Origin of the sequence: Sphingobium sp. SJ10-10, from assembly GCF_036038995.2 — a bacterium.
Lineage (GTDB): Bacteria > Pseudomonadota > Alphaproteobacteria > Sphingomonadales > Sphingomonadaceae > Sphingobium.
In genome coordinates this window covers 132,926-153,971 of sequence record NZ_CP158134.1, presented here as the reverse complement: position 1 = coordinate 153,971, position 21,046 = coordinate 132,926, and the positions used below count along the sequence as shown (strand labels likewise).

Annotated in this window: 23 protein-coding genes and 2 pseudogenes; 11 read left to right on the top strand and 14 right to left on the bottom strand. The window is 61.9% G+C overall.

The annotated features are described in order from the left end of the window. Positions 1-300: 300 nt before the first annotated feature. The gene (locus VVT58_RS21215; protein ID WP_061940026.1) at positions 301-960 is read left to right on the top strand and encodes a sigma-70 family RNA polymerase sigma factor; all 660 of its coding nucleotides are present in this window, start codon (positions 301-303) and stop codon (positions 958-960) included. Positions 961-1,100: 140 nt separating this feature from the next. On the opposite strand, the gene VVT58_RS21210 is transcribed toward VVT58_RS21215, so the two are convergent. From VVT58_RS21210 to VVT58_RS21195, 4 genes are all read right to left on the bottom strand, one after another. Beyond that, complete coding sequence (locus tag VVT58_RS21210; protein WP_139111425.1) at positions 1,101-1,436, bottom strand: hypothetical protein; 336 nt, start codon at positions 1,434-1,436, stop codon at positions 1,101-1,103. A gap of 38 nt (positions 1,437-1,474) precedes the next feature. Continuing rightward, positions 1,475-1,648, bottom strand: coding sequence for a hypothetical protein (locus VVT58_RS21205; protein WP_327754374.1), 174 nt, complete (start codon positions 1,646-1,648; stop codon positions 1,475-1,477). 142 nt (positions 1,649-1,790) lie between these two features. After that, the gene (locus VVT58_RS21200; RefSeq protein ID WP_061939996.1) at positions 1,791-3,311 is read right to left on the bottom strand and encodes a DNA polymerase Y family protein; all 1,521 of its coding nucleotides are present in this window, start codon (positions 3,309-3,311) and stop codon (positions 1,791-1,793) included. Then, positions 3,226-3,987 carry an ImuA family protein gene (locus VVT58_RS21195; protein WP_061939998.1) on the bottom strand — a complete coding sequence of 254 codons (762 nt, stop codon included), beginning with the start codon at positions 3,985-3,987 and terminating at the stop codon, positions 3,226-3,228. Before VVT58_RS21195 ends, VVT58_RS21200 begins: the two co-directional genes overlap by 86 nt. Positions 3,988-4,292: 305 nt before the next feature. Here VVT58_RS21195 and VVT58_RS21190 point away from each other — a divergent pair, with 305 nt between their 5' ends. From VVT58_RS21190 to VVT58_RS21175, 4 genes are read left to right on the top strand one after another with little or no spacing between them, the layout of a single operon-like run. Continuing rightward, complete coding sequence (locus tag VVT58_RS21190) at positions 4,293-4,658, top strand: hypothetical protein (protein ID WP_061940000.1); 366 nt, start codon at positions 4,293-4,295, stop codon at positions 4,656-4,658. A 10-nt stretch (positions 4,659-4,668) separates the two neighbouring features. Beyond that, positions 4,669-5,328 carry an SOS response-associated peptidase family protein gene (locus VVT58_RS21185; protein WP_061940002.1) on the top strand — a complete coding sequence of 220 codons (660 nt, stop codon included), beginning with the start codon at positions 4,669-4,671 and terminating at the stop codon, positions 5,326-5,328. Next, complete coding sequence (locus VVT58_RS21180; RefSeq protein WP_061940004.1) at positions 5,328-5,900, top strand: alpha-ketoglutarate-dependent dioxygenase AlkB; 573 nt, start codon at positions 5,328-5,330, stop codon at positions 5,898-5,900. The genes VVT58_RS21185 and VVT58_RS21180 overlap by 1 nt, the downstream gene beginning before the upstream one ends. Next, positions 5,900-6,253 carry a hypothetical protein gene (locus VVT58_RS21175; protein ID WP_061940006.1) on the top strand — a complete coding sequence of 118 codons (354 nt, stop codon included), beginning with the start codon at positions 5,900-5,902 and terminating at the stop codon, positions 6,251-6,253. Before VVT58_RS21180 ends, VVT58_RS21175 begins: the two co-directional genes overlap by 1 nt. Positions 6,254-6,883: 630 nt before the next feature. On the opposite strand, the gene VVT58_RS21170 is transcribed toward VVT58_RS21175, so the two are convergent. Together VVT58_RS21170 and xth are read right to left on the bottom strand one after the other, a co-directional pair. Next, the gene (locus VVT58_RS21170) at positions 6,884-7,984 is read right to left on the bottom strand and encodes a GGDEF domain-containing protein (RefSeq protein WP_240962502.1); all 1,101 of its coding nucleotides are present in this window, start codon (positions 7,982-7,984) and stop codon (positions 6,884-6,886) included. 299 nt (positions 7,985-8,283) lie between these two features. Next, on the bottom strand, positions 8,284-9,081 hold the full coding sequence (gene xth, locus VVT58_RS21165; protein ID WP_061940008.1) for an exodeoxyribonuclease III: 798 nt from the start codon (positions 9,079-9,081) through the stop codon (positions 8,284-8,286). Positions 9,082-9,255: 174 nt separating this feature from the next. Between xth and VVT58_RS21160 the strand changes: the two genes are divergently transcribed. After that, positions 9,256-9,432 (top strand): DUF3606 domain-containing protein, encoded by a 177-nt coding sequence (locus VVT58_RS21160; protein WP_064485883.1) that lies wholly within the window; start codon positions 9,256-9,258, stop codon positions 9,430-9,432. 62 nt (positions 9,433-9,494) lie between these two features. Then, positions 9,495-10,145 (top strand): SOS response-associated peptidase, encoded by a 651-nt coding sequence (locus VVT58_RS21155; RefSeq protein ID WP_076605811.1) that lies wholly within the window; start codon positions 9,495-9,497, stop codon positions 10,143-10,145. A gap of 98 nt (positions 10,146-10,243) precedes the next feature. On the opposite strand, the pseudogene VVT58_RS21150 reads toward VVT58_RS21155, so the two are convergent. Then, positions 10,244-10,837 (bottom strand): annotated as a pseudogene (locus tag VVT58_RS21150) (transposase); the annotation flags it as partial. Between the two features lie 787 nt (positions 10,838-11,624). On the opposite strand from VVT58_RS21150, the gene VVT58_RS21145 reads away from it, so the two are divergent. From VVT58_RS21145 to VVT58_RS21135, 3 genes are read left to right on the top strand one after another with little or no spacing between them, the layout of a single operon-like run. Next, positions 11,625-12,863, top strand: coding sequence for a site-specific integrase (locus VVT58_RS21145; RefSeq protein WP_327754311.1), 1,239 nt, complete (start codon positions 11,625-11,627; stop codon positions 12,861-12,863). Next, the gene (locus VVT58_RS21140) at positions 12,860-13,831 is read left to right on the top strand and encodes a tyrosine-type recombinase/integrase (RefSeq protein ID WP_066563387.1); all 972 of its coding nucleotides are present in this window, start codon (positions 12,860-12,862) and stop codon (positions 13,829-13,831) included. Before VVT58_RS21145 ends, VVT58_RS21140 begins: the two co-directional genes overlap by 4 nt. Further along, entirely contained in the window at positions 13,828-14,844 is a 1,017-nt protein-coding gene (locus VVT58_RS21135) for a site-specific integrase (protein WP_066563385.1), read from the top strand. The genes VVT58_RS21140 and VVT58_RS21135 overlap by 4 nt, the downstream gene beginning before the upstream one ends. 85 nt (positions 14,845-14,929) lie before the next feature. Here the strand turns inward: VVT58_RS21135 and tnpC are convergent. From tnpC to VVT58_RS21105, 6 genes and pseudogenes are all read right to left on the bottom strand, one after another. Then, a pseudogene (gene tnpC / locus VVT58_RS21130) lies at positions 14,930-15,955 on the bottom strand (IS66 family transposase); the annotation flags it as partial. A 60-nt stretch (positions 15,956-16,015) separates the two neighbouring features. Further along, positions 16,016-16,297, bottom strand: a complete 282-nt coding sequence (gene tnpB / locus VVT58_RS21125; protein WP_061940009.1) for an IS66 family insertion sequence element accessory protein TnpB — start codon at positions 16,295-16,297, stop codon at positions 16,016-16,018. Positions 16,298-16,403: 106 nt separating this feature from the next. Beyond that, on the bottom strand, positions 16,404-17,414 hold the full coding sequence (locus VVT58_RS21120; protein ID WP_061940012.1) for a tyrosine-type recombinase/integrase: 1,011 nt from the start codon (positions 17,412-17,414) through the stop codon (positions 16,404-16,406). After that, a complete protein-coding gene (locus VVT58_RS21115; RefSeq protein ID WP_061940011.1) occupies positions 17,411-18,325 on the bottom strand; it encodes a tyrosine-type recombinase/integrase in 915 nt (304 codons plus the stop codon). Before VVT58_RS21115 ends, VVT58_RS21120 begins: the two co-directional genes overlap by 4 nt. Next, the gene (locus VVT58_RS21110; protein WP_327754307.1) at positions 18,319-19,563 is read right to left on the bottom strand and encodes a tyrosine-type recombinase/integrase; all 1,245 of its coding nucleotides are present in this window, start codon (positions 19,561-19,563) and stop codon (positions 18,319-18,321) included. The genes VVT58_RS21115 and VVT58_RS21110 overlap by 7 nt, the downstream gene beginning before the upstream one ends. A gap of 204 nt (positions 19,564-19,767) precedes the next feature. Further along, the gene (locus VVT58_RS21105; protein ID WP_062733598.1) at positions 19,768-20,097 is read right to left on the bottom strand and encodes a transposase; all 330 of its coding nucleotides are present in this window, start codon (positions 20,095-20,097) and stop codon (positions 19,768-19,770) included. 132 nt (positions 20,098-20,229) lie between these two features. On the opposite strand from VVT58_RS21105, the gene VVT58_RS24440 reads away from it, so the two are divergent. Further along, positions 20,230-20,322 carry a hypothetical protein gene (locus VVT58_RS24440; RefSeq protein WP_405053757.1) on the top strand — a complete coding sequence of 31 codons (93 nt, stop codon included), beginning with the start codon at positions 20,230-20,232 and terminating at the stop codon, positions 20,320-20,322. 126 nt (positions 20,323-20,448) lie between these two features. On the opposite strand, the gene VVT58_RS21095 is transcribed toward VVT58_RS24440, so the two are convergent. Further along, entirely contained in the window at positions 20,449-21,045 is a 597-nt protein-coding gene (locus tag VVT58_RS21095) for a PIN domain-containing protein (RefSeq protein ID WP_061940013.1), read from the bottom strand. Position 21,046 lies beyond the last annotated feature (1 nt).

Sequence of the window (21,046 nt, the reverse complement as noted above, 5' to 3'; positions counted from 1 at the left end):
CGGTCTCCGGCCATGGCGCATCCTGCACGGTCAACTCCCTTGCCAAGCTCGGTCTGCCCGCCGCGATCGGCGGGGGCGTGTTGCCCCTTCTACAGAGGCCCCGATTGGAACCGACGGCCTGAGAGGGCGTTCTGCTTTTATCGGGTCGAACTATTGCCCCCCGCTTGATTGATCCGGTGAAACTTCGGCCCCGCCAGCCTCCCGCTGGCGGGGTCTTGTCGTTTCGGCCGCTTTCGAAACCGGAACAGATGCTCAAGCGAAATGTTCTATTTCATTGAGATATTGGGATTGGAGAGCAGCGTGAGCGACAATCAGCAGGAAGACATCAAGCCCACGCTCTCGGACAAGGATTTCAAGGATAAACTCGCCGAAACCATCCCGCATCTGCGCGCCTTTGGCCGCGGCCTGTGCCATGACGCTGACGCTGCCGACGATCTCGTTCAGGAGACCATGATGAAGGCTTGGGCGGCGCGCGCGCGCTTCGTTGCGGGAACCAGCTTCAAGGCCTGGACCTTCACCATCCTGCGCAATCATTATTTCAGCCAGATGCGGCGCAAGCGTTTCGTGGGCGATTGGGACGATGTAGTCGCCGACCGCAAGCTCGCGGCGCCCGCCGGGCAGGATATGAGCGTGGAACTGCGCGACATGATGCGCGCTCTGGCCGAACTGCCCGATCCGCAGCGTGAGGCACTGATCCTGGTAGGCGCGGGCGGGCTTTCCTATGAGGAAGCCGCCGAAATCATGGGCACAGCCGTCGGAACGGTCAAAAGCCGGGTATCCCGCGCCCGCGCCACGTTGGAGGCGCTGATCGATGGCGGCGTGCTCACCACCAAGTGGCGTGACTTTGAAGATGGCGATCAGGCGGTCATCAGCATCTTTGCTGATCTGGAAAAGATCCAGGCACGCCGCGCTCCTGTCCCCATACCAATCGCTTTGCCCCTGCTGCCAACAGCCGCCTGAAGACCAGCGCGCCGTCGCATAAAGGATCCCCGCCGGAGCAAAGCTGCACGGCGGGGCCGAGGTTCAGGGAGGTGTCGCCCCAAGGGAGGAGCGACACATTCCAAGCTATGCCTTTTGCGTAGCAATTCAAGATGGATTGATCACCGTTCTGAAACGAATGACGGATCAATATGGCAGTCCTGCCAATCCCAGTCGCCTCGTCGAGCAAAAGCGACAAAGCCATCGTCGAGGTTCAGCGTGGCGTCGCCGCTGCGAAAATGTCGGCCCAGCGATGAAGGTTTGCGGGCGAGAACCAGTTCGCCGTCGGCCAATTGCACCCGCGCCTGCCGTCCTTCGATCCGCAGGCCAAGACTGCGTCCCTGCGCGCAGGCGACATGGAATGACGCGTGATGCTCAGCGGCCGTGGCCGTGGCCGTGAGGGACCCCGTCAACATTAGGATAAGGACAAGAGGAAGCGCAGACATGGCAATCTCCACGGCTTGCATCCTCTCAAGGCAAAAATGACTGTCTGCCCTCAATCCTTTTCCGCTGCGGCAGTTCCGTTGGCAAGTGCGTCGCTGATCATCGCTGCCAATGTTTCTTCGGCGCGGCCGCGCGCGGCGGCATCCTTGGATTCCAGATCATGGCGCAGCCATTGCGGCGCGCGCGCGATCACTCGTAAAATCAAAGCGTTCATTTTTTCATCCATCGGCCGAGCCTATGACGGTAGAGTGACGGTGGCGCAATAAAGCAAAGCTTGCGGCGAATAAGAGCTGCCTGTCCGGTTACTGGTTGCGCGGGGTGCGATCATTGCGGGCCTGGGCGTCCGATCACGCTACCGCTCGTTGCAATCAGGCGAACAGCCCATGCAGGAACCAGCCCTGCCCGCCGGTGGCGCTGTCCATGCCATCACCCTGACGGAAGACCCAGTAGCGCGCGCCCGTCTCGTCCTCGACGAGGAAATAGTCGCGGACGCTCAGCCATTCCTCATCACTCACATGCCATTCGCCATAGATGCGCTCCGGTCCATCGGCCCGCTTCACCTTGCGGCGCATGCCCCGCCACACGAAATGAACCGGGGGATGATCGGGCAGCAGCGCCATGGTGTCGATCGGCTCGGGCCGCTTGAACAGCCGGGCCGGGCGCGGCCAGCGTTCAGGCCAGCGCAGCAAAGTCGGATCGGCCATGGGCGGAATGCGGGTGACTGAGCGTTCGGGAATATCGCTCTCGCGCGCGGCCACCCGGTAGAGCCGCTCCTCCCCTACCCTGTTCCCCAATATATCGACGAGCATGGCGACATCGGGCATCGGCGTTTCGCCCAGATGCGAGATGGTGCGAAGCCCCAATGGCTCGACCTGGGGGGCGGAAAGCACCATCTTCTCGACCCCAAAGCCAGGATCAACCGTTTCGATCCTGTCGCAGAGCAGCCGTCCCATCTGCTTCCTGTCACGGCTGGGCTTGGCGAGTCCTGCCCGGATGGCTTCGACCCGGTTGTCGACCCGGTGGAAGCGCAAATCCAGCCTGCGCGCGCCAACGCCCGCTTCCTCCAACTGCTGGCACAGGCCATCGACCAGCTTGTGGGTATAGCGGGCAAGGGTTTCAGGCGCGCCGATCGGCTCAGCAAAGCGGCGTTCTACCTCGATGGTTTGCGGTGCTGCAACTGGCTCGAACGGCTCGGCGACACGGCCATAGGCCTGGTCGAGCCGCAGCCCCGGCATCGATCCAAAGCGCAGCGCGAGCGAGGCGCGCGGCATGGCTTCCAGATCGGCGATCGTCTCCAGGCCCAATTGGCTCAATGATCTGACGATGGCCTGGTCCAGGCGCAGCGCGACCAGCGGCAGATCGGCAATCGCCTCCTCGAGGTCGAGCGGATCGATAACGCGCAGCGGTTCCGGGCCATAGCGGGCCAGCGCATGCGCCGCGCCATAGGCCGGCGCACACACCGCGCGCCCGACCGTCTCCACCTCGGCCAGCCGCTGCACGATGTCCTTGAGCAGGCCCATGATGCCGCCATGGACATGGGCAGCGCCGGTGATATCGAGCATCAGCCCATCGGGCGGATCGACCGCGATAATCGGTGCGTAGCGGCGCAGCGACCAAACGGCGAGCCGCTCCAGCCCGTCCCGGTCCGACTGCGGCTCGGCATCCAGGATGAGGAGATCAGGCACCAGTGCCTGCGCTTGGCTGACCGCCATGCCTGTGTGCAGACCGATCATGCGCGCGGCGGCATTCGCCGCGGTGACCACCCGGCGTTGCCCGTCGATGCCAGCAAGGATCAGCGGCGCGTCAGGAGGCGGCGCGCTCTGCCCAAGCCTGCGACGCAGCCGATCCGTCGGCCAGGTCGGCAGGAAGAGCGAGACGACCTGTCGCATCGCAGGCTTCCACCAGAAAATCGGCGCTCTCTCCTGCCCGGCACCGTATGAGCTCAACGAACCAGCGATGGCGGCCGACACCCGGCACCGGCAGTGGGTCGGATGGAACAGCTGTCACCCGCCATCGCGTCGCGGCCGCCGTCGGCTGGCCAAAGTCCGACGCCTCGGCCAGGCGCCGCCAGCGCCGGATCGCTATTCCAATGGTGCCGCTGCTCTCGGCTGCCAGTTGGAGACGCCGCGAGGAGGTCATCGACAGGCGCGCGAGTTCCGCCACCACACCGCCCAATCCACCATGGCGCAGTCCTTCCTCGAAACAGGCGAGAACCGCTGTTTCATCGCGAGCTTCCACATAGATGACGCGATCGGGATCAAGTCCAGCCTGCGCAATCGCTGGCGCGAACAGGTCGGGCTCGGTCATGCACCAGAGGATGCTACCGCTCACCCGCGCAAGAATACCGGCAGTGAACAGGGCGGCGGCCGCCCCATCGGTCACGCCCTGCGCGCCGCCAGCCACTTCATGCAGCGCTCCTAGCGCCAGACCACCGCCGGGCAGTTTGGCATCGACCATTTCCAAGCCAAATGGCAGAACCTCTTTGCGCCTACGCTCTGTGCCTTCGATCTCGGCAATCTGGGCGCGCAGGGCAGCAACGCGGGGGCGCGCCCCTCTTTCCATCATCGAAGGGCCTCCTTGTGGCTCGCGGTTGGATTGTTCCTATTTTGTTCCAATTACAGTATGAGTCAACGCACTGGAGTCGTTGCTCGTTCAGGATCGGCGGTACGCTCTCGAAACAAAGCGGGAAAACCCATGGTTGTGCAGCGAAAAAAATTGAGCCTGAAGCATGGGGAGGAGGCTCCGGAAAAAAAGCGCCCCTCGCACATGCGGATGAATCGGAGCGCGAATCGACGCCGCCGCGTTATCATCCGAGCCACGATCCCGCGCTTGTCACCGATGATGAAATTCCCTGGTAAGGAGGCCCAAGCATGACCCCGCGTATCATCCCGATCGAAGGTCTCGACACCTTGCCACGCGAGGAGGCCCTGCGGCTTCGTGTCGCCCAGCAGACACTGGAGCTGGTCCTGGGGTCAGCGGTTCGGGACAGCGAGCAGACGGTCGATCCCGATCTTGCGGTCGAGGGCATATTGATGGGCCTCGCCTGCATCATGGAGCAGGCGCCTGAGTTCCCGACGCGGCAAAGCCTACGCAAAGGCGGGGAGGCCTATGGCAAGATGCTGGGACAGCAAGCCCAGAATTTGCGCTCGACCTTCGAAGAAACCGGCATGCATCCGATCGACGCTCTGCTCGACCGCTTCATGTCTGTCGCCGACGACGGCCAGAAGCCAAACTGATCGGCCTGCCATGTCGAGGCTCCATTGCATGGCTGCAGGACTGAGCGAGGTCGCCGCGCATTTCGGCGCAGATATGCCCGCGCCAATCGAGCTCCCGTTCGAAACCACCGAAGGCGCGCTTGGCCTTGTGGTTTTCGAGAGTAAGGGTCGGCGGATCATGCGCGGCGTTACCTGGGGGTTTAGCCGCCTGACCCGCGAGATGCGCGAACGCGACGAGGAACCGGGCCGCATCGGGCTGGTCGCCGATCTCACCAATCCGATGTGGGATCATATGGCGCAGGATGCGCGCTATCGCTGCCTCATCGTGCTGACGCATTTCGCCAATCCCGACGGCGTACCGGGTGAGCGGACCCGCACCTGGTTTTCCTTAAAGCGCCAGCCCCTGATGGCCTGGGCGGGCTTTTGCCGGAACATGCCCGAACAAGGTCCGGTCTATGCCGGCATGACGATGGAAGCGAATGACGCCGTGCGTCCGACCAATGACCGTATGCCGGTGCTGCTCGACCCTCATGAATATGACGCCTGGCTCCACGGCGAGATCCGGGACGTGATCGGTTTCCAGTTCCGTCCGCCCTTTTCGGCCGAGCGTTTCCGCGTCGAAAAAACCGAGGATCTCTGGCGGAGCGGCAAGCGTCCGCCCTCTGCAGATAATCAGCTGGCGCTCCTGTGATGGCGTCTGCCCACCAGATCGACCTTTTCGCGCCTCCGCTTCTGCTGGGCCTGCGGTATGAGCCGGGCTTTCTCTCCGATGCGGAAGAAGCAGAACTCATCACCCGGATCGATGCCACACCGCTGGCGCCATTCCGTTTCCAGAAATGGACCGGCAAGCGCCTCACCCGCAGCTATGGCTGGAACTATGATTTCGAGCGGGGTAGCTTTGGTCCGGCCGATCCCCTGCCAGATTGGCTGCTGCCGCTGCGCAATCGTGCCGCCCGCTTTGCTGCGTTGCCGCCAGACGCGCTCGTCCAGGCGCTGCTGATCCGATACGATCCGGGCGCGGGCATTGGCTGGCACAAGGACCGGCCGGTGTTCGAGCATGTCGTCGGCATTTCGCTGGGGGGCGCCGCCCCGATGCGCTTCAGGCGCCGAACGGCGGATGGGTTCGAGCGCCGCACGGTGTCGCTGGAGCCGCGCTCCATCTACCATCTGGCGGGCGAAGCCCGGCATGCATGGGAGCATAGCATCACCGAACAAGAAGAACCGCGCTGGTCGATCACCTTTCGCAGCCTCAAACCGGCCTGATGCCAGGCAGGCACGCCAAGCCCCAATATCCGGTTACGCCAGACGGGCGATATTTTGTCGTGCGTGGCCGTCTCTGGCGGATGAGCAACCCTGCCCTCGGCGAGGCCGAGCGGGCCAAGTTGGTCCATCAGTTGATGACGGCGCGAAGGCAGGTGGGCGAGGCGCTGCGTGCCAAGGATGCCAACGTGGAGAGAAGCGCGCGCGATGCAGTGGACGCCGTCAAACACCAGCTCGGCGAGCGCGGGCCCGTGTGGTGGGGGGATGGCGCGCCCGACTATAATCGGCATCTCGCCCGTAACACCCCCTATGCCCAATGGTTCGGAGCCCTGAGCGATGAACATACCCAATCCTGATCGGCTTCCTCGATCACGGTAACGCAGACAAGCCGTTTCCCCGGCTGACACTCCAATCTTATATCGGCCTTGCCGGTCCGGATCGCGTTGGTCGCAATGGAGACCGTTTCGGTCCGGCACTTAACCAAAAACGACCCGACCACTCTCAATGAATGGCCGGGTCAGTAGAAGTCTCTGAAAACCAGAGCCTTCGGGTCGCGACTCGTCATTAACATAGGGTTCAGATTTCTGGGAGCGCCTTAACTTTAATCCAAGTTCATAAATCCCTTGCAGATGCGGTAAGTGGTTGATTTTCGCAGCCCAGCAAATTTGCATTCCGTAGCGTAAATTGAGATTTTGATCATGGACCGGCCGATGAGCTAAGCCTTCGGGTCGCACCGGTCCTACTCCATGCTACCGGACTCATCCTCAGTCACCGCGCCTGTTGAGAAACAGCATTATCGCGGCCGCTAAGCTCGCCCTCTCAGCCGCATATTGCACTGATTGCAAAAGCTGCACCCGGCGTCGCAGCCTCCGCATTTGTCGGATCGTTCATTTGGCGCCATATGCGCCCTGCCTTTCAGGCATCCTCTCCTAAAACTCAGTACGGCTGGCCATTCATTTGGCCGGCCTTTTTTTTGGCTGACGCGTTCAGGCGACCGCCCGACCGATCTCCTGATAGTCCTCCGGACCGCAAAAATGGACCTGGGCCTTTCCGCGTGCCTTTGAACGATAGAGGGCGGCGTCTGCGCAACCGATCAGGCGCTCGAGGTCCAGGCCAAATTGAGGGGCCATGCTGATGCCGACACTCACCGATACCCGCATTTCGACGCCTGCGATCATATAGGGTTCGCTAAGCTGCCGGATCACGCGTCGCGCCAGCAGTTCAGCCTGATCCTGATGCTGGACGTGGCTCTGGACAAGAATGAATTCATCGCCCCCGAGGCGCGATACGACGTCGTCCGTCCTGACCGTCGCAATGAGCCGGCGGGCGACCTCGACCAGCAGTTGGTCTCCCGCTGGATGACCATAAGCGTCATTGACGGCCTTGAAGCCATCGAGATCGAGATAATGGATCGCAAGCTGATCGCCTGACCTGCGCGATGTTTCCAGGCTGGCGAAAAAGGCCTCACGCAAAGCCAGGCGATTGGACAGCCCTGTCAGCGGGTCGTGGCGGGCCAGATTCGCAAGATCATGTTGGGTGGTCAGATGCTCAACCGAAGCGGCATGAAGGTGGTGCACGGAATCAAGGCTCATCAAGCCGACTGCCAGGAGAAGCACGCCTTCCAGCGCGAAAAACTCGGCATGGAGCGGCTCGTCATATTCGGTCATGGCATGGACCATCATGGCGACCGCCGTTGGCAGAACCGCCAGCATCAGGCTGATCACGCAGAGGCGCGGCCTGCTCGCATTTCGTGAAACGATGCCCGCGCCAAAGGTAAAAATGAGGCTGATGGTTCCGATGTGGATAAGCGGCGCATGGGCAATGAGCGCGCGGATGTTGAGGCCAGCCAACAGCATCGCGAAGATATAGGTTAGCGCAGCGTAGCGCCGTTCCCAGATTCGCAGGGCGACAATCTCCTGTCCGGCGCCCCCGGCGCGATGGAAGGCGCCGATCAGAATAAGCCTGGCCGCCGTCACCAACACAGATGTTCCGGTGAGAGCCGCAATCACGCCATCTTGCCATTTGAGATAAATGAGCGTTCCGACGAACAGATAGAGCAGGCCGAAGCCCGCGATAGGCATGCTCATGGTGAAGAGCGGGGCGACCAGATCCCTGTACACGGCATCGGGCAAACGAGGACGAATGCTGCGCTTGACCGAAAGATTTCGAGCGCTGCGACCATCTGTTTTTCGTCTCTCCATGGCGCAGTAATCTCAGGTCGATGGTTAAGGCCGCCCTACCGATGAGATAATGCGTGGCAGATCCGGGGGCAGCCGACCGCGCCGCCGCGCGCGCCTGTCATTGCTATGCAGCCAGCCATTCCTTCGCCATGGGTCCGCCAGAAGCCGTGCCGCTAAAAGATGAGCGGCCATGAGCCTTTGAGACGTCAGCTCCGCTTCTTTCTTCGGGCCTTATCCTTCAACTCGATCCAGACCGGCGCATGGTCGCTCGTCTTCTCCCATCCACGCGGCGCGGTATCGACCTCGGCCGCGATTAGCCGGGCTTTGGCCTTGGCATTCAGCAGCAGGTGATCGATCCGCAGTCCCGCATTGCGCTCGAACGCGCCACGCCAATATTTCCAGAAGGTGTAGATGGCCTCGCCCGGGTGCTTGTGCCGAAGCGCGTCCGTCCAACCTTGATCGAGAAGCCGCTGATAGCCCGCGCGCACTTCGGGCGCGAAGAGTGCGTCATCGCGCCAGCGATCGGGCGCATAGACATCGAGGTCGGTGGGCATGACATTATAATCTCCGGCGACCACCACCGGCGCGTCCAGATCAACGAGCGATGCCAGATGCGCGTGCAGCCGGTCGAGCCAGCGCAGCTTGAAATCATATTTGGGGCCGGCCCGAGGATTGCCATTGGGCAGATACAGACCAGCGATCAGAACGCCGCCGACCGCAGCCTCTATATAGCGGCTCTGCCCGTCATCGGGATCGCCGGGCAGGCCGCGACGGGTTTCGTGGATCTCGCCGATACGGCTGAGGATAGCGACGCCGTTCCACCGGCTCTGACCGTGCCAGACGGCATCATAGCCCGCATCGCGAATGGCACGTTCGGGAAAGTTCTCTTGCGGGGCTTTGAGTTCCTGGAGGCAGACAATGTCGGGTTCCGCCTCATAAAGCCAGCGCAGCAGCACTGGTAGCCGGCCATTGACCCCATTTACATTATAGGTGGCGATCTTCACAGATATGGACGCTCCTGGTCGGCCGCTTCTCGCACGCGGCCCAACATTACTACTCGCCGCCTGATCGAGTCGTTCCGTTTCTGCCGGACATCCAAGGGCCGCCGGTCGATCACAGCACGAAACGTCGAACGTCTTTCTGCGTTGAACCGGGCAACGATGATGAAGGCGCAGGCAATGGCTAATGAAAAGACCGCACGCGGGCCGCAGGACAGCTCGCGCATCGCGCTCGGCGAAGACTATGAGGTACAATATTGGACCAACCGCTTCGGCGCCAGCAAAGAGCAACTGGAGGAAGCGGTGGAGGCGGTGGGCAACAGCGTCGATGCTGTCGCTGCCTATCTCAACACATAGGCCCGCTTTGACGAGACGATCCGCGGTGCTACGCTGCTCCTCCAACGAAGGAGGATCGCCTCATTTGTAACCTCTACACCGTGCGCAAATCCGCCGCCGAGGTGGCTGCGCATTTCGGCGTGGCGGCGCCGGTCACCCAGTTTAACGCGCCCGACGAGGTCTATCCCGGCACGCCTGGCATGGTGGTGCGAGAGCAGGATGGCACTCGCCTCCTTCAAAGCATGACCTGGGGCTGGCCGGTTCGCCTCAAGGGCATGAAACCGGAGTCCAAGCCCAAGCCGGTCAACAATATCGCTGACTTACGCAAGCCCTTCTGGCTCGGCGCTGCGCGCAAACCCGAATTTCGCTGCCTCATTCCCCTCACAAACTTTGCGGAAGCTGAAGGAAAGGCTGGGGCCAAGACCCGGAGCTGGTTCTCGCTGCGTGATAGTCCCATCTTCGCCTGGGCAGGCCTGTGGCGCGACAGCCCGGAATGGGGGCCGGTCTTCTCCGGCGCGATGACTGACTGCAATGAGGCCATCCGCCCGGTTCATGACCGAATGCCGGTTCTCCTGCATGAACATGAATATGCGCAATGGCTTCATGGCAGCTTTGACGACATCCTAGGTTTTCAAGAGCGCTGCTTTCCTGATGAACTGATCGCCATGGAGCGGACCAGCGAGCCATGGAACAAGCCACGCTCAGCGCCCTCGTCTGCCGCGACGCTGCTGTGACCCCGGAGCAGGAACGATGGGCCGAGGCGCTCGCTATCGAGCGGCGCTTTGGCGAACAGGCGCCAGAGCATATGTATCGCTCCGGTGAGGGCCGCGGATCAGGCGGCTTCGCGTTGATCTTCTGCGGCGCGCCAGTTCCAGGGGAGCAGTTCGTGGAGACGGTTCTGGGGGATGTCGGCGATGCGCGCGAGGACGTCGGCGAGCCAGGCCTGCGGATCGATGTCGTTGAGCTTTGCCGTGCCGATAAGGCTCAGCATGAAGGCCGTGCGTTGACCGCCGCGGTCTGAACCAGCGAAGAGCCACGATTTTCTGCCCAATGCTATACCTCTCAGCGCGCGTTCCTCCGCGTTGTTCGAAAGGCAGATGCGGCCGTCATCGAGGAACGCGGCGAAGGCCGGCCATGCCTTGAGCATGTAATCCATGGCCTCGGCCACATCGCTGTTCTTCGATAGCTTTGACCGATTGTCCCGGATCCATTCTTCCAGATCGGCAACCAGCGGTGCGCTGAGTTCCCGGCGGAAGGCAAGACGCTCCTGGGCCGGTCTGCCGTTGATGGCGCGCTCAATGTCGAAGATCGCGTCGATGCGGCGGACCGCCTCCACTGCCAGCGGCGAGATGACGGCCTTTTTGCGGCGCTTCTTGATCTGCGCGGCGACATCGGCCAGTTCGAAGAAATAACGGCGCGCGTGGCTCTTATGTCGATCTCGACATAAGGCGCATTATCCAGAGCATGGTTTTATCTGGGGCGTTTTGGGATATAATCCGGGCTTGCCGGAGATTTCGGCGCACTGGGCTCCAGATAAAAGCAGCGACCTCGCAGTCGGGGGCCGCCGCGCGGGGGGCGACGTTGCAGATACCATTGCGTACCAGGTCGACGATCGAGGACTATGTCGCCACGCAGGAGTGGCGGCGCGCGCGACTGTTGCGCTGCCCGCTCCATCCGAGCGGCGGCTGTGCATTTCGGCGGCACGGTAGCTATGCGCGCCTGACCAGTCCGGGTGTACGGATCGCTCGCTGCTACTGCCCACAGGGGCACATAACATTCAGCCTGCTCCCGGATTTTCTCGCCGCTCGCCTGCCCGGTTCGCTTGCCGCGATCGATCGCATCGTTGGGATAGCCGCGTCGGAACGAAGCATGGAAGCCGCCGCAGACGCAGCGCGCGGCCCGGATATTTCCCTTCCAGGCGCGGTGCGCTGGCTTCGCCGCCGCGTTGTCGCGGTGCGCAGATCCGTTGCCGCCGTCAAATTGATGGCGCCCCGGCTGGCGAGGCCGGGCTTGCCGGTGAGCGACGTTCCGGCCCTTGCGACGCTCCGCCTAGCCCTTTCCCCGGAGCTGTTGCACTGTATTCCGGCCCCCTTGGGACTCCGACCCATCCAGAGGATAGGCAGTGTCGGCGATGCCGATGGCTCTTGCCAACACGATGCGGGGCGTGATCACGTTTTCAGCGTCAGCTACGCTTTGCCGATCGAGGTAAAGCCATGCCCGTACATGTCGATCATATCGCCGCAGCCGACCCTGCCGCGCCCACCCCCGACGATATCCGCCGCATCTGGAGCGCCGAGCGGCGCCTTGGGGCAGGAACAACGATTGTTTATCTGATCCGCATCCAGCAGTTTCGTACCTATTGCGCCTTGCACGGCCTGGTCGAGCGAGAAGAGTTGACCCTTGAACGCGTTGGCCGCTTCAAAGACTGGTATGCGGAGCGACGGGGGCTAGACCCGCTTTCTCTCAGACTTTCCAGCAGCGCCCTGCTGTCGCTCAGCCGTGTCTATCATTGCTTGGGGCTTGCCCCACCTGACTGGCGACCGCCTCGTCCAGGGAAGGCTTTGCTGCCGCCGTTGCTCGCGCAGTATGCCGCCTATCTGACCCAGCATCGCGGTAATCCAGAGGTGACGGTTCACAAAAAGCTGGGCCACATCGGTAAGCTTCAGGATTACTTGATTCAGGCCGGCAAGGACTGGCACTCGATGCAGATAACCGATGTCGATGCATTTCTGGTTGGCCGCGCCGCGCGATATTCCCGATCGCATGTGAGCGATCTTGCTTGCACGGTACGCTGCTTTTCCCGTTTCCTGCACTGGAGTGGACAGAGTCCGGTCGATATCAGCGAGGCCGTGATCGCGCCCGTGCAACGACGGCACGAGCGACCGAGACGCGCCCTTTCCTGGGACAATGTGAAGCGGCTCCTGATGGCCGTGGACAGATCAAGTCCGCAGGGCCTTCGCGACTACGCGATCCTGCTGATGATGAGCACCTATGGCTTTGGCGCCGGCGAGATCATCCGCTTGCAGTTTCGGGATATCGACTGGGATAATAGCACACTGTCAGTCCTTCGCCCAAAGACGGGCGTTGCATTCACGCTGCCGCTGTTGCCACCCGTCGCCAAGGCGCTGGCAGAGTATCTACGCCACGGCCGGCCCGCTGATACACCCACCCGCCATCTTTTCGTGCAGATGAAGATGCCGCTGGAGCCATTCGCGGCTTCGAGCGCGATACGCCACATCGTGATGAAGCATGCGAAGATCGCGGGGATCGATGCACCATTTCTGGGCAGCCATGTATTGCGACATTCTCACGCGGCGCGCCAGATAGACCTGGGTGCGCGGCCCCAAGTGATATCGGATCTCCTTGGTCACCGGGATCCAGAGTCGGTCTCGGCCTATGTGCGGATCGCCACCGCGTCCCTGCGCGAGATCGCATTGCCGGTGCCGACATGACCACCGTCATCGTCCTGGAAGAGTTAAGGAACGACGCCGCGAGCTTCCTGGCGTTCAAGCGCGCCATGGGCCATCCCTATCGACGCGGCGAGTTTGAGATCGAACGCTTCCTTCGCTTCGTCGAAGACCAGTGGGGCGACGATGTCGATATTTCGCTGGCCGAAGCGATTAGCCGCTGGTGTGGGCGTTTGCCCGACCGCAAGGCCGTCACGCTCGGCAACGAGTTCGGGGTCATTCGTCAACTTTGCCTGCATCGCCGTCGTCGCGATCCCACCAGCTATGTGCCCGAGCACGCCTTTGCGCCGGTGAAGGAGTCGACGTTCTTTCCTTACATTTTCAGCCGCGACGAGATCCGCTGCATTCTCGCCGCCGCGTCAGCGCACCAAGGCCGCTTCATATGGGCATCTATGCTGCGAAGGCTGATTCTCGTGCTTTACTGCACCGGCCTCAGGCTCGGCGAGGCGGTGCGTCTGACCATGGATGATGTCGATCTCGACCGTGGGACCTTGCTCATACGCAACAGCAAGCGGCGTACGCGTATCGTCCCCATGCGCGACGATCTTGTCGCAGAGCTTGGCCTCTATGTCGATGATCGATGCCGGGTGCTTCACGATCGTGGTCAAGGGGATTGCGAAGCTCTGTTCGTTCGCCTCAACGGCGCGCCACTCCATACCCACGCGGCGTCCGACGCTATTCGCAAGCTCCTGCGCCGCCTCGATATTAAGCCTGCGCAGGGGCGCGTCGGAGCGCGCCCATATGAGTTTCGGCATGCGTTCGCGGTTCACCGCCTGACAGCATGGGCGGAGGAAGGTGCTGACATTCACGCCAAGCTCCCCTGGCTTTCGGCCTATCTCGGGCACCAGAACGTCATTGGCACCGAGGTCTATCTGAAGGCGACGCCGCAACTCCTGGAACTCGCGAGCACGCGCTTCGAACAACATATGCGACACGCCAGGCAGCCACGATGAGTAAGGCAGGACCTCAGATGCTGTTCGCTTTGGTGGAGTCGTTCTTCTCCAACTATCTGCCGCGTCAGCGCGGCGCGAGCCCACATACGACGCGCGCCTATCGCGACACGCTCAAGCTGCTGTTTCAGTTCGTTGCCCAGCGGCGCGGCCGCGAGGTCGCCGCGCTTGTGCTGGAGGATCTCGACGCCGACACCGTCGCTGGGTTCCTCGATCATCTCGAGGGCGGAAGATCCAACTCCACCGCGACGCGCAACTGCCGCCGTGCCGCGCTTCGCAGCTTCTTCAAGCACCTCTTGCGCAACGATCTCGACAATGCGCTCCGTTACACGCAGGTGTTGGCGCTGCCGTCGAAGCGGGCGAGGCAGAAGCCCGCAACCTACCTCGAAGCAACCGACGTGCGGGCCATCATCGCCCATCCCGATCGGCGGACCCGCAGTGGCTGGCGCGATTACACGCTGCTGCTTTTCCTCTATAATTGCGGCGCCAGAGTGAGCGAAGCAACCGGCCTGCTGTGGCAGGACCTTCAACTGACGCCACCGCACCAGGCCCGATTGCGTGGGAAGGGCCGCAAGGAGCGGCTCGTTCCGTTATGGCGCGAGACGGCCGACGCGTTGCGGCGCCTGCAAAACCTGTCGGGCGCTGCGGGCCAGCAGCATGTTTTCATGAACCGCCACGGCCAACCGCTGACCCGCGATGGAGTCGCGTACATCCTTACCAAGCATGCCTCGCCAGTCGTCCAGGATCGACCCAGGCTGGCGCGTGACCGCATCACTCCTCACGTTTTCCGCCACAGCTGCGCCGTCGCGCTCCTGCAGTCGGGCACCGACGTGACCGTGATCCGCGATTATCTCGGTCATTCCAGCATCGCGACCACGAACCGGTATATCTCGACGAACCTGAAGATGAAGCGCGATGCGCTACAGAACTTTTGGAAGCACGCCGGTATCGAACCCGCAAAGGCCACGCCTTGGAAGCCAAAGCCGGATCTGCTTTCGTACCTGCGGTCCCTATGATTTTATCACGAGATCCACACTGACCTTTCCCGCCGATCCCGGACGTCAGAATCGCGTCGCCCCAGATAAAACCATGCTCTGGATAATGGCTCCAGCATAGGGCGCGGGTCAGCGGCGCCGGCAGTCTGTTGGCATGGAACAACGCATTATAGCCGGCATAGGCATCGGCCTGGAGGATGCCCGTCCAGCTGCGCAAATGACCCACGGGATGCTCGCCTCGCCGGTCACGGGAATAATGGAAGATCGCTGCCGGCGGCGCTGGCCCGCCGAATGGCCGATCATCCCGGACATAGGTCCAGATCCGGCCCGTATCGGTCTTGGTTTTTGCCAGCACCGGCACCGTGGTGTCATCGCCATGCAGTCGCTCGGCGGCCAGGACATGCGCCTCAATCAACAGATAGAGCGGCATCAGCGCAGCGGTGCAGGTGCCGACCTGATCGGCCAGGGTCGAAAGGCTCAGGTCCACGCCCTCGCGGGCATAACGATCCCGCTGGCGGTTGAGCGGCTGATGCGCGCCGAACTTCTCGAACAGCAGCATCGCAAGGAAGCTCGGGCCAAAGAGTCCGCGGGGCGTGACGTGGAACGGTGCCGGCGGTTGGGTGATCTTCTCGCAATCGCGACAGGAGAACTTCTCCCGAACGGTTTGGATCACCTTCCACTGGCGCGGCACGACCTCAAGCGTCTCGGTGATATCCTCACCCAGCTTGCATAGCCGATCCGAACCGCAGCAGGGGCATGCCTCGGGCGCGGCGATGACGAAGCGTTCGCGGGGCAGATGCTCGGGCAAGGGCTTGCGCGCGGGCCGCTTGCGCTCGAACGGTGCGACATTGGTCTTCGCCGCTGCCAGGGCAGCCAGAAGCTCATCTTCGCTGGCAGCGGTCTCGCACTCCTCGAAGGTCAGTTCCATCTGGTCGAGCAGATGGCGTGTGCGTTCGGACCGCTGGCCAAAAAGGGTGCGGCGCATCTTCTCGTTCTGCAGTTCGAGAAGGGCGTTACGGGCTTCTAGGTCGGCGTTGATCGCCTTGATGCGGGCAACTTCAGCGGCGACTGCCTCGGCAGCGGCAAGCCGCTCGCGAAGGCTGTCGATCTCTGCTTGCGCCTCGTTCCCCATGGCCAACGACATAGCGGAAAAGCACCGGAATCCCTAGCTTTTTAGGTCATGCCGGGGCTTTTATCCGGCCAATGTCGGGCGCCATGTGGCCTGCGGATTACGCCAGTCGATCGCCTCCAACATGCAGGCCATCTGCGAGGGGGAAATGGCGATCACGCCGTCCACCGCAGAGGGCCAAATGTACTTCCCGCGCTCCAATCGCTTGGCATAAAGCGACATGCCCACGCCGTCATGCCAGATGATCTTGCAGAGGTCGCCGCGGCGTCCCCTGAAAATGTAGAGATCCCCGGCGAAGGGATCACGCCCGAAACTCTGCTGCACTTGGAGGGCCAGGCTACGCATGCCGCGCCGCTTATGTGCTGCAGCACATAAGCGTCGTTATGCGGCGCGTGGGATTATGTGGAGTCCTGGGCGGCCAGGCACGGGCCGCCCACGAACCGGGAGGATATCACTCAGCATAATTTGGATGGTGGGCCTCCTTCAGCATGGCGATGAGTTTGTCCGGCGGCGTGAACCTCCCTGGCTGGAGGGTGGGCCCGCCCGCGGCTGCCAAGGCTTCGAGCTTTTCGGTTGGATCGGCACGCAAGTAGACCTCGGTGCTTTGCAGACTGGCATGGCCCAGCCACAACGCCACCTTTCGAACATCGCGCGTGGCTTGCAGCATGTGCTGAGCACAGCTGTGCCTCAGGACATGGGGCGTCACGCGCTTTGCTGCGATAGACGGAAAAGATTGAGCGGCTGTGGCCACATGCTTCCCGAGGATATATTCGAATCCAGATCTGGTCATGGCGAGGCCGGCGGCGTTCAGAAATAACGCCCCATCTTGACGTTGTTGACGGACGGCGAGCCAAGCCTTGAGCGAGATTACGCCTTCCTTCCACAATGGAAGCACGCGCTCCCGCCGCCCTTTGCCCATGACGTGGATGGTAGCCGGACTTTGGAGATCGAGTTGATCGAGACGTAGTCCCACCAGCTCAGAGACGCGCAGGCCTGCAGAGAAGGCGAGATGGAGCATCGCACGGTCTCGAGCGCCGGAAATGGTTCTGTGATCGGGTGCATTGATGAGCGCCTGAATCTCAGCTCGCGTAAGCGAAGTGACGAGAGCTTCGTCGGTCTTCTTAATTGGAATCGCGCGGATGCGAAGTGACTGGTCGAGACACGCTGGCACACGATATTCAAGGAAACGGAAGAAAGACTTGATCGCCGCCAATCGCGCATTGCGAGATCGCGCCTTGTTACCTCGATCCTGTTCGATATGTTCGAGAAAGGAAAGGATCATCGGCACACCAATATCTTCGACTTCCAATTGCGACGGCGCCTTCTGCAGCTGCCGCGCCGCAAAGGTGACGAGCAATTGAAAGCTATAGGCGTAGGCGTCACAGGTGTGCGGGCTGGCACGCTGATCGCGAGGAAGGTGCTCCCCGAGGAACCGGGACAGAGGGGGTGCGAGCGCGGTCATGCTGCACCTGTCCGGCCGAAGGTCTCACCAACATCGGCAATCTGCGCCATCAGGCCTGGGGTGGCCTGAAGATACCAATAGGTGTCGCTGACGTGAGCGTGGCCGAGATATGTGCTGAGGGCGAGGACATGGTGCGATACGGCGTCGCCATTGCATGGGCATTGTTCCAGCGATCTCACGGCGAAGCTGTGCCTCAGATCATGGATGCGCGGCCCCGGCTGACCTGGGGCGCCCCTCAATCCAATATTGCGCGAAAGTTGCCGGAACAACGCGCTGACCGTGTCATAGCGAGGCGGAGTTCCAGTGTTGGAGACAAACAGAGCTGGGGTGCCCCCAGCGATCGTCAAACGGACTGAGAGGTAGCGATCGATGGCAGCTCGGGTCGTGCTGTGGATCGGAATAAGCCGGCTTTTCTTGAACTTGGTGTTAGCGACGATCAGCCCGTCTTCGGTGACATCGCCTAGTCGTAAAGCCAGGGCTTCGGATATCCGCATACCGGTCGCGGCGAGCAAGCCAAACAATGTGAAGTAGGTGAGCGGGCGAAGCGTGCCGCTCGGACCGAGCGAAGCGGCGGCGGCCATCAGCCTCTCGATCTCTCCGGCAGAATAGATGTAGGGCTGCGTTCGCCGAAAAAGCCCACGACCCAGCGCGTCGGCCGCGGGCACCTCGTGGTCGGGGTCTTCGGCGTGCATTGCGATCGCGAACCGGCGAACCGTAAGGAGGCGGTTGCGTCGCTGTTCGGGGGAAGGTGCCTCGACCGCCCAGGCGATCGCCCGATCGCTTTTGATCAGGGCATCGCCGTGGCGTTCCGCGTAGGCGACGAACATGCGCAGCAGACTCCGCTGCGTCCGGAATCTGAATCCCAGCGCCTCATGAAGCGCGACATAGCGCGCGAGATCGACACTTAACATGCTACTTCCCCCGGCCAAGGCTGTGCGATCCGCTCCAGCATGTTGAGATCGACCTTGGCGTATAGGTTCGTGGTCTCCAGAGACTTGTGGCGCAGGACGGCGCCAACCGACTGGAGCGTCGCACCGCTGCGGAGCATGTGCGTCGCTGCCGAATGGCGCAGCAGGTTCGCACCACGCGATGGCGGATCGTCAATACCGGCTCGCTTCACAGCAAGGGCCACGATGTGAGAAATCGACGGAGAAGCGTAGAAAGGTCGAAACGGCGCGACCGCCCTCAGGAAAATGCGGTCGTCATCGACTTCAGGGCGAGCGCCATCGAGATAATCAAACACGGCATCGCCAGCATCCTGAGGCAAGGGAAGAAGAGTCTCGCAGCGCCCCTTGCCCTTCACCCGCAAGGTTCCAGAATCCCAATCGATGTCCCCAAGGCGCATCTCCCAAATGTCGCCCGCGCGCAGTCCGAGGCGCGCCAGGAGGAGCAGAATCGCACGATCGCGAATGCCCCGTCTGGTTCGCAGGTCACAGGAAGCGACGATCCGGTCGACCTGATCAGGCGACAGATAGCGTGGCAATGATGAGAGTCGCCATTGTGGAATGCGCGGTACTGCGTGTTCAAGGCCAGGACGACACAGGTCAGCGGCGGCCAGAAAACGCAAGTATCCGCGCAGAGCGGTGATCATCGTCTTGGTGTACGCTACAGAGCAGCGCTGGGCCTCATTTAGAATAACCATTCTGATATCCGCTGGGTTGTATGCATGTGGGTCTGATCCCAGCGAAGGGAGCAGTCGCATTATCATCCTTCCGTGCCGCACGGCCGTTCGGTCGCGAATGCCTCGATGGCGCATGAGCCACTCCTGGAAATCACGAACCAAGGGATCGACGGGGCTGGCAATCGCTTCAGCCAGCGGCGCGACGACACCGCGTCCGGCGAGAAACACGACAAAACGATGAACGCGGCTCAGATAGCTGGTCGAGTGCGGCACGGCGCGTCGATAACCCCCGCAACGACAACGGTGCTTGGCGAACCGGCCAAGAGCGTCGTCTCCCACTTCACTGAGCTCGACGTTCTCGATTGCAAGCCAAGCGGCAAAATGACGAGCGCAATCGATGTAACATCGGATGGTCAGCGGCGTGTGCCTCAGCGAACCGAGCTCGTCAGCGAACGCAGCGACCCACGGCGTCAACTCACCGGCATCCATGATCCTTGGTGCCGTGGTCGGTCTCTCATTGATGTTCATGACTTCTCTCCCGTGCGCCGGATCGGCGCTTGGGAAGTCTAGATTATGCTGAGTTCCTGCCCGCACAGATCTCTCATCAGCATGTATTTATTAAGTAAAATTAGCCTGGCCGCCCAGGACTCCACATAATCCCACGCGCCGCATAACGCCGCATGTCCGTGTGCCCCGTCGCGATCCATATCCGAACGCCGGAGGGGATTGGGATCACGGCTTGACCGACCGCAGCACTGCCGACACCAGCCCAGGCGATGCGCCAGCGGGAATGCGCACGATCGCCCGCTCGAACTCGACGGTGATCGCCGATCCGATCATTGGCACCGGATCGGCTTGCACCTGCACCTCGGCAAAGCCCTGCGCTGCCTGCTCCATCTGCCGCCGCCATCTGTAAATCTGGTTCGGCCGCAGATCAGCACGGCGGGCAATCTCCGCCACGTTCGCCCCGGGCGCCGAAACCGCAGCGACCAGTTCGCGCTTCTGCTGGTCGGTCCAGACGCGCCGCCGTTCTGGGCCCGAAATTACCGTCATCTGACTCATCGCACCGTCCCTTGTACCGGTGCAAACACCAGTGCTTGCACCGGTGCCATCTCGAAATATCAGCCGATCACTGCAAGGCGGCCCTCACCGGAGCGATACGAGCATATAGCCGAGCGTGTCACTGCGCTGGCCGTGGCGGGTGATGAGACGGGCGTGGCCCGCTGGATCGCGATCGCCGACCGCTTCGATCAGCTTCGGGATCGGCCAGAGGGGTTTCTTCAATGAAGTACGGCAGCCTGGTCAAACTGTGAGGGTGCATGGCAAGCGGGAAATCAACGTCCGCCTTTCCAAATTCCACTCTCCAAGTCCGTCCGAGCATTTTCCCTGCGTCAAAGCGTTCAATTCAAAGTTTCAGAGGGATCCCACATGCGGTCGAAGAGCGTCCACGGTGGCCACCAGTCCTGCCGCCTCCATGTCCAGCAAAAGGTCATGTGCGGACTTTTCGGGCCTGCGAAAGCGCCCGCGCATCCGGCGAATTGCCGCGACGGCGCGGCCCGTATCAAGCGCGATGGTATCGGCAATAAAGTCGTCTGCCGACCGGACTTCCAGATTCAAGCTCTCCAGCAGGGCCTCCGGGAAGTCCTTGAGATTCTCCGTCACGATCGCGGCGGCCTGAGTCTTTACGGCCGCAGCGATCACATGCGCATCGTCCGGATCCGGTAGGGCCTCCACCAGCGGAGTGAGATGAGCGAAATCAACAACCTCCGCTTCGCCAAATGCCTGACGCATTCGGGAAATTTGGGTTGCTGCGATTTCCTCCGCTTCCGCCTGCGATCGCCCCTTGCTGACGAGTATCTTCGCGATGGCTCGGCCCGTTTCCTCTAGAACTGGCGCCGACCATCTGATGCGAAAGAAATCCGCTTCCGCCAATGTCAGCAACAGGTTTCTGCGCAGCACGCTGGCAAGCGTGCAGGCATCAATGAAGGCCGTGTAGCGATTGGCGAACAAG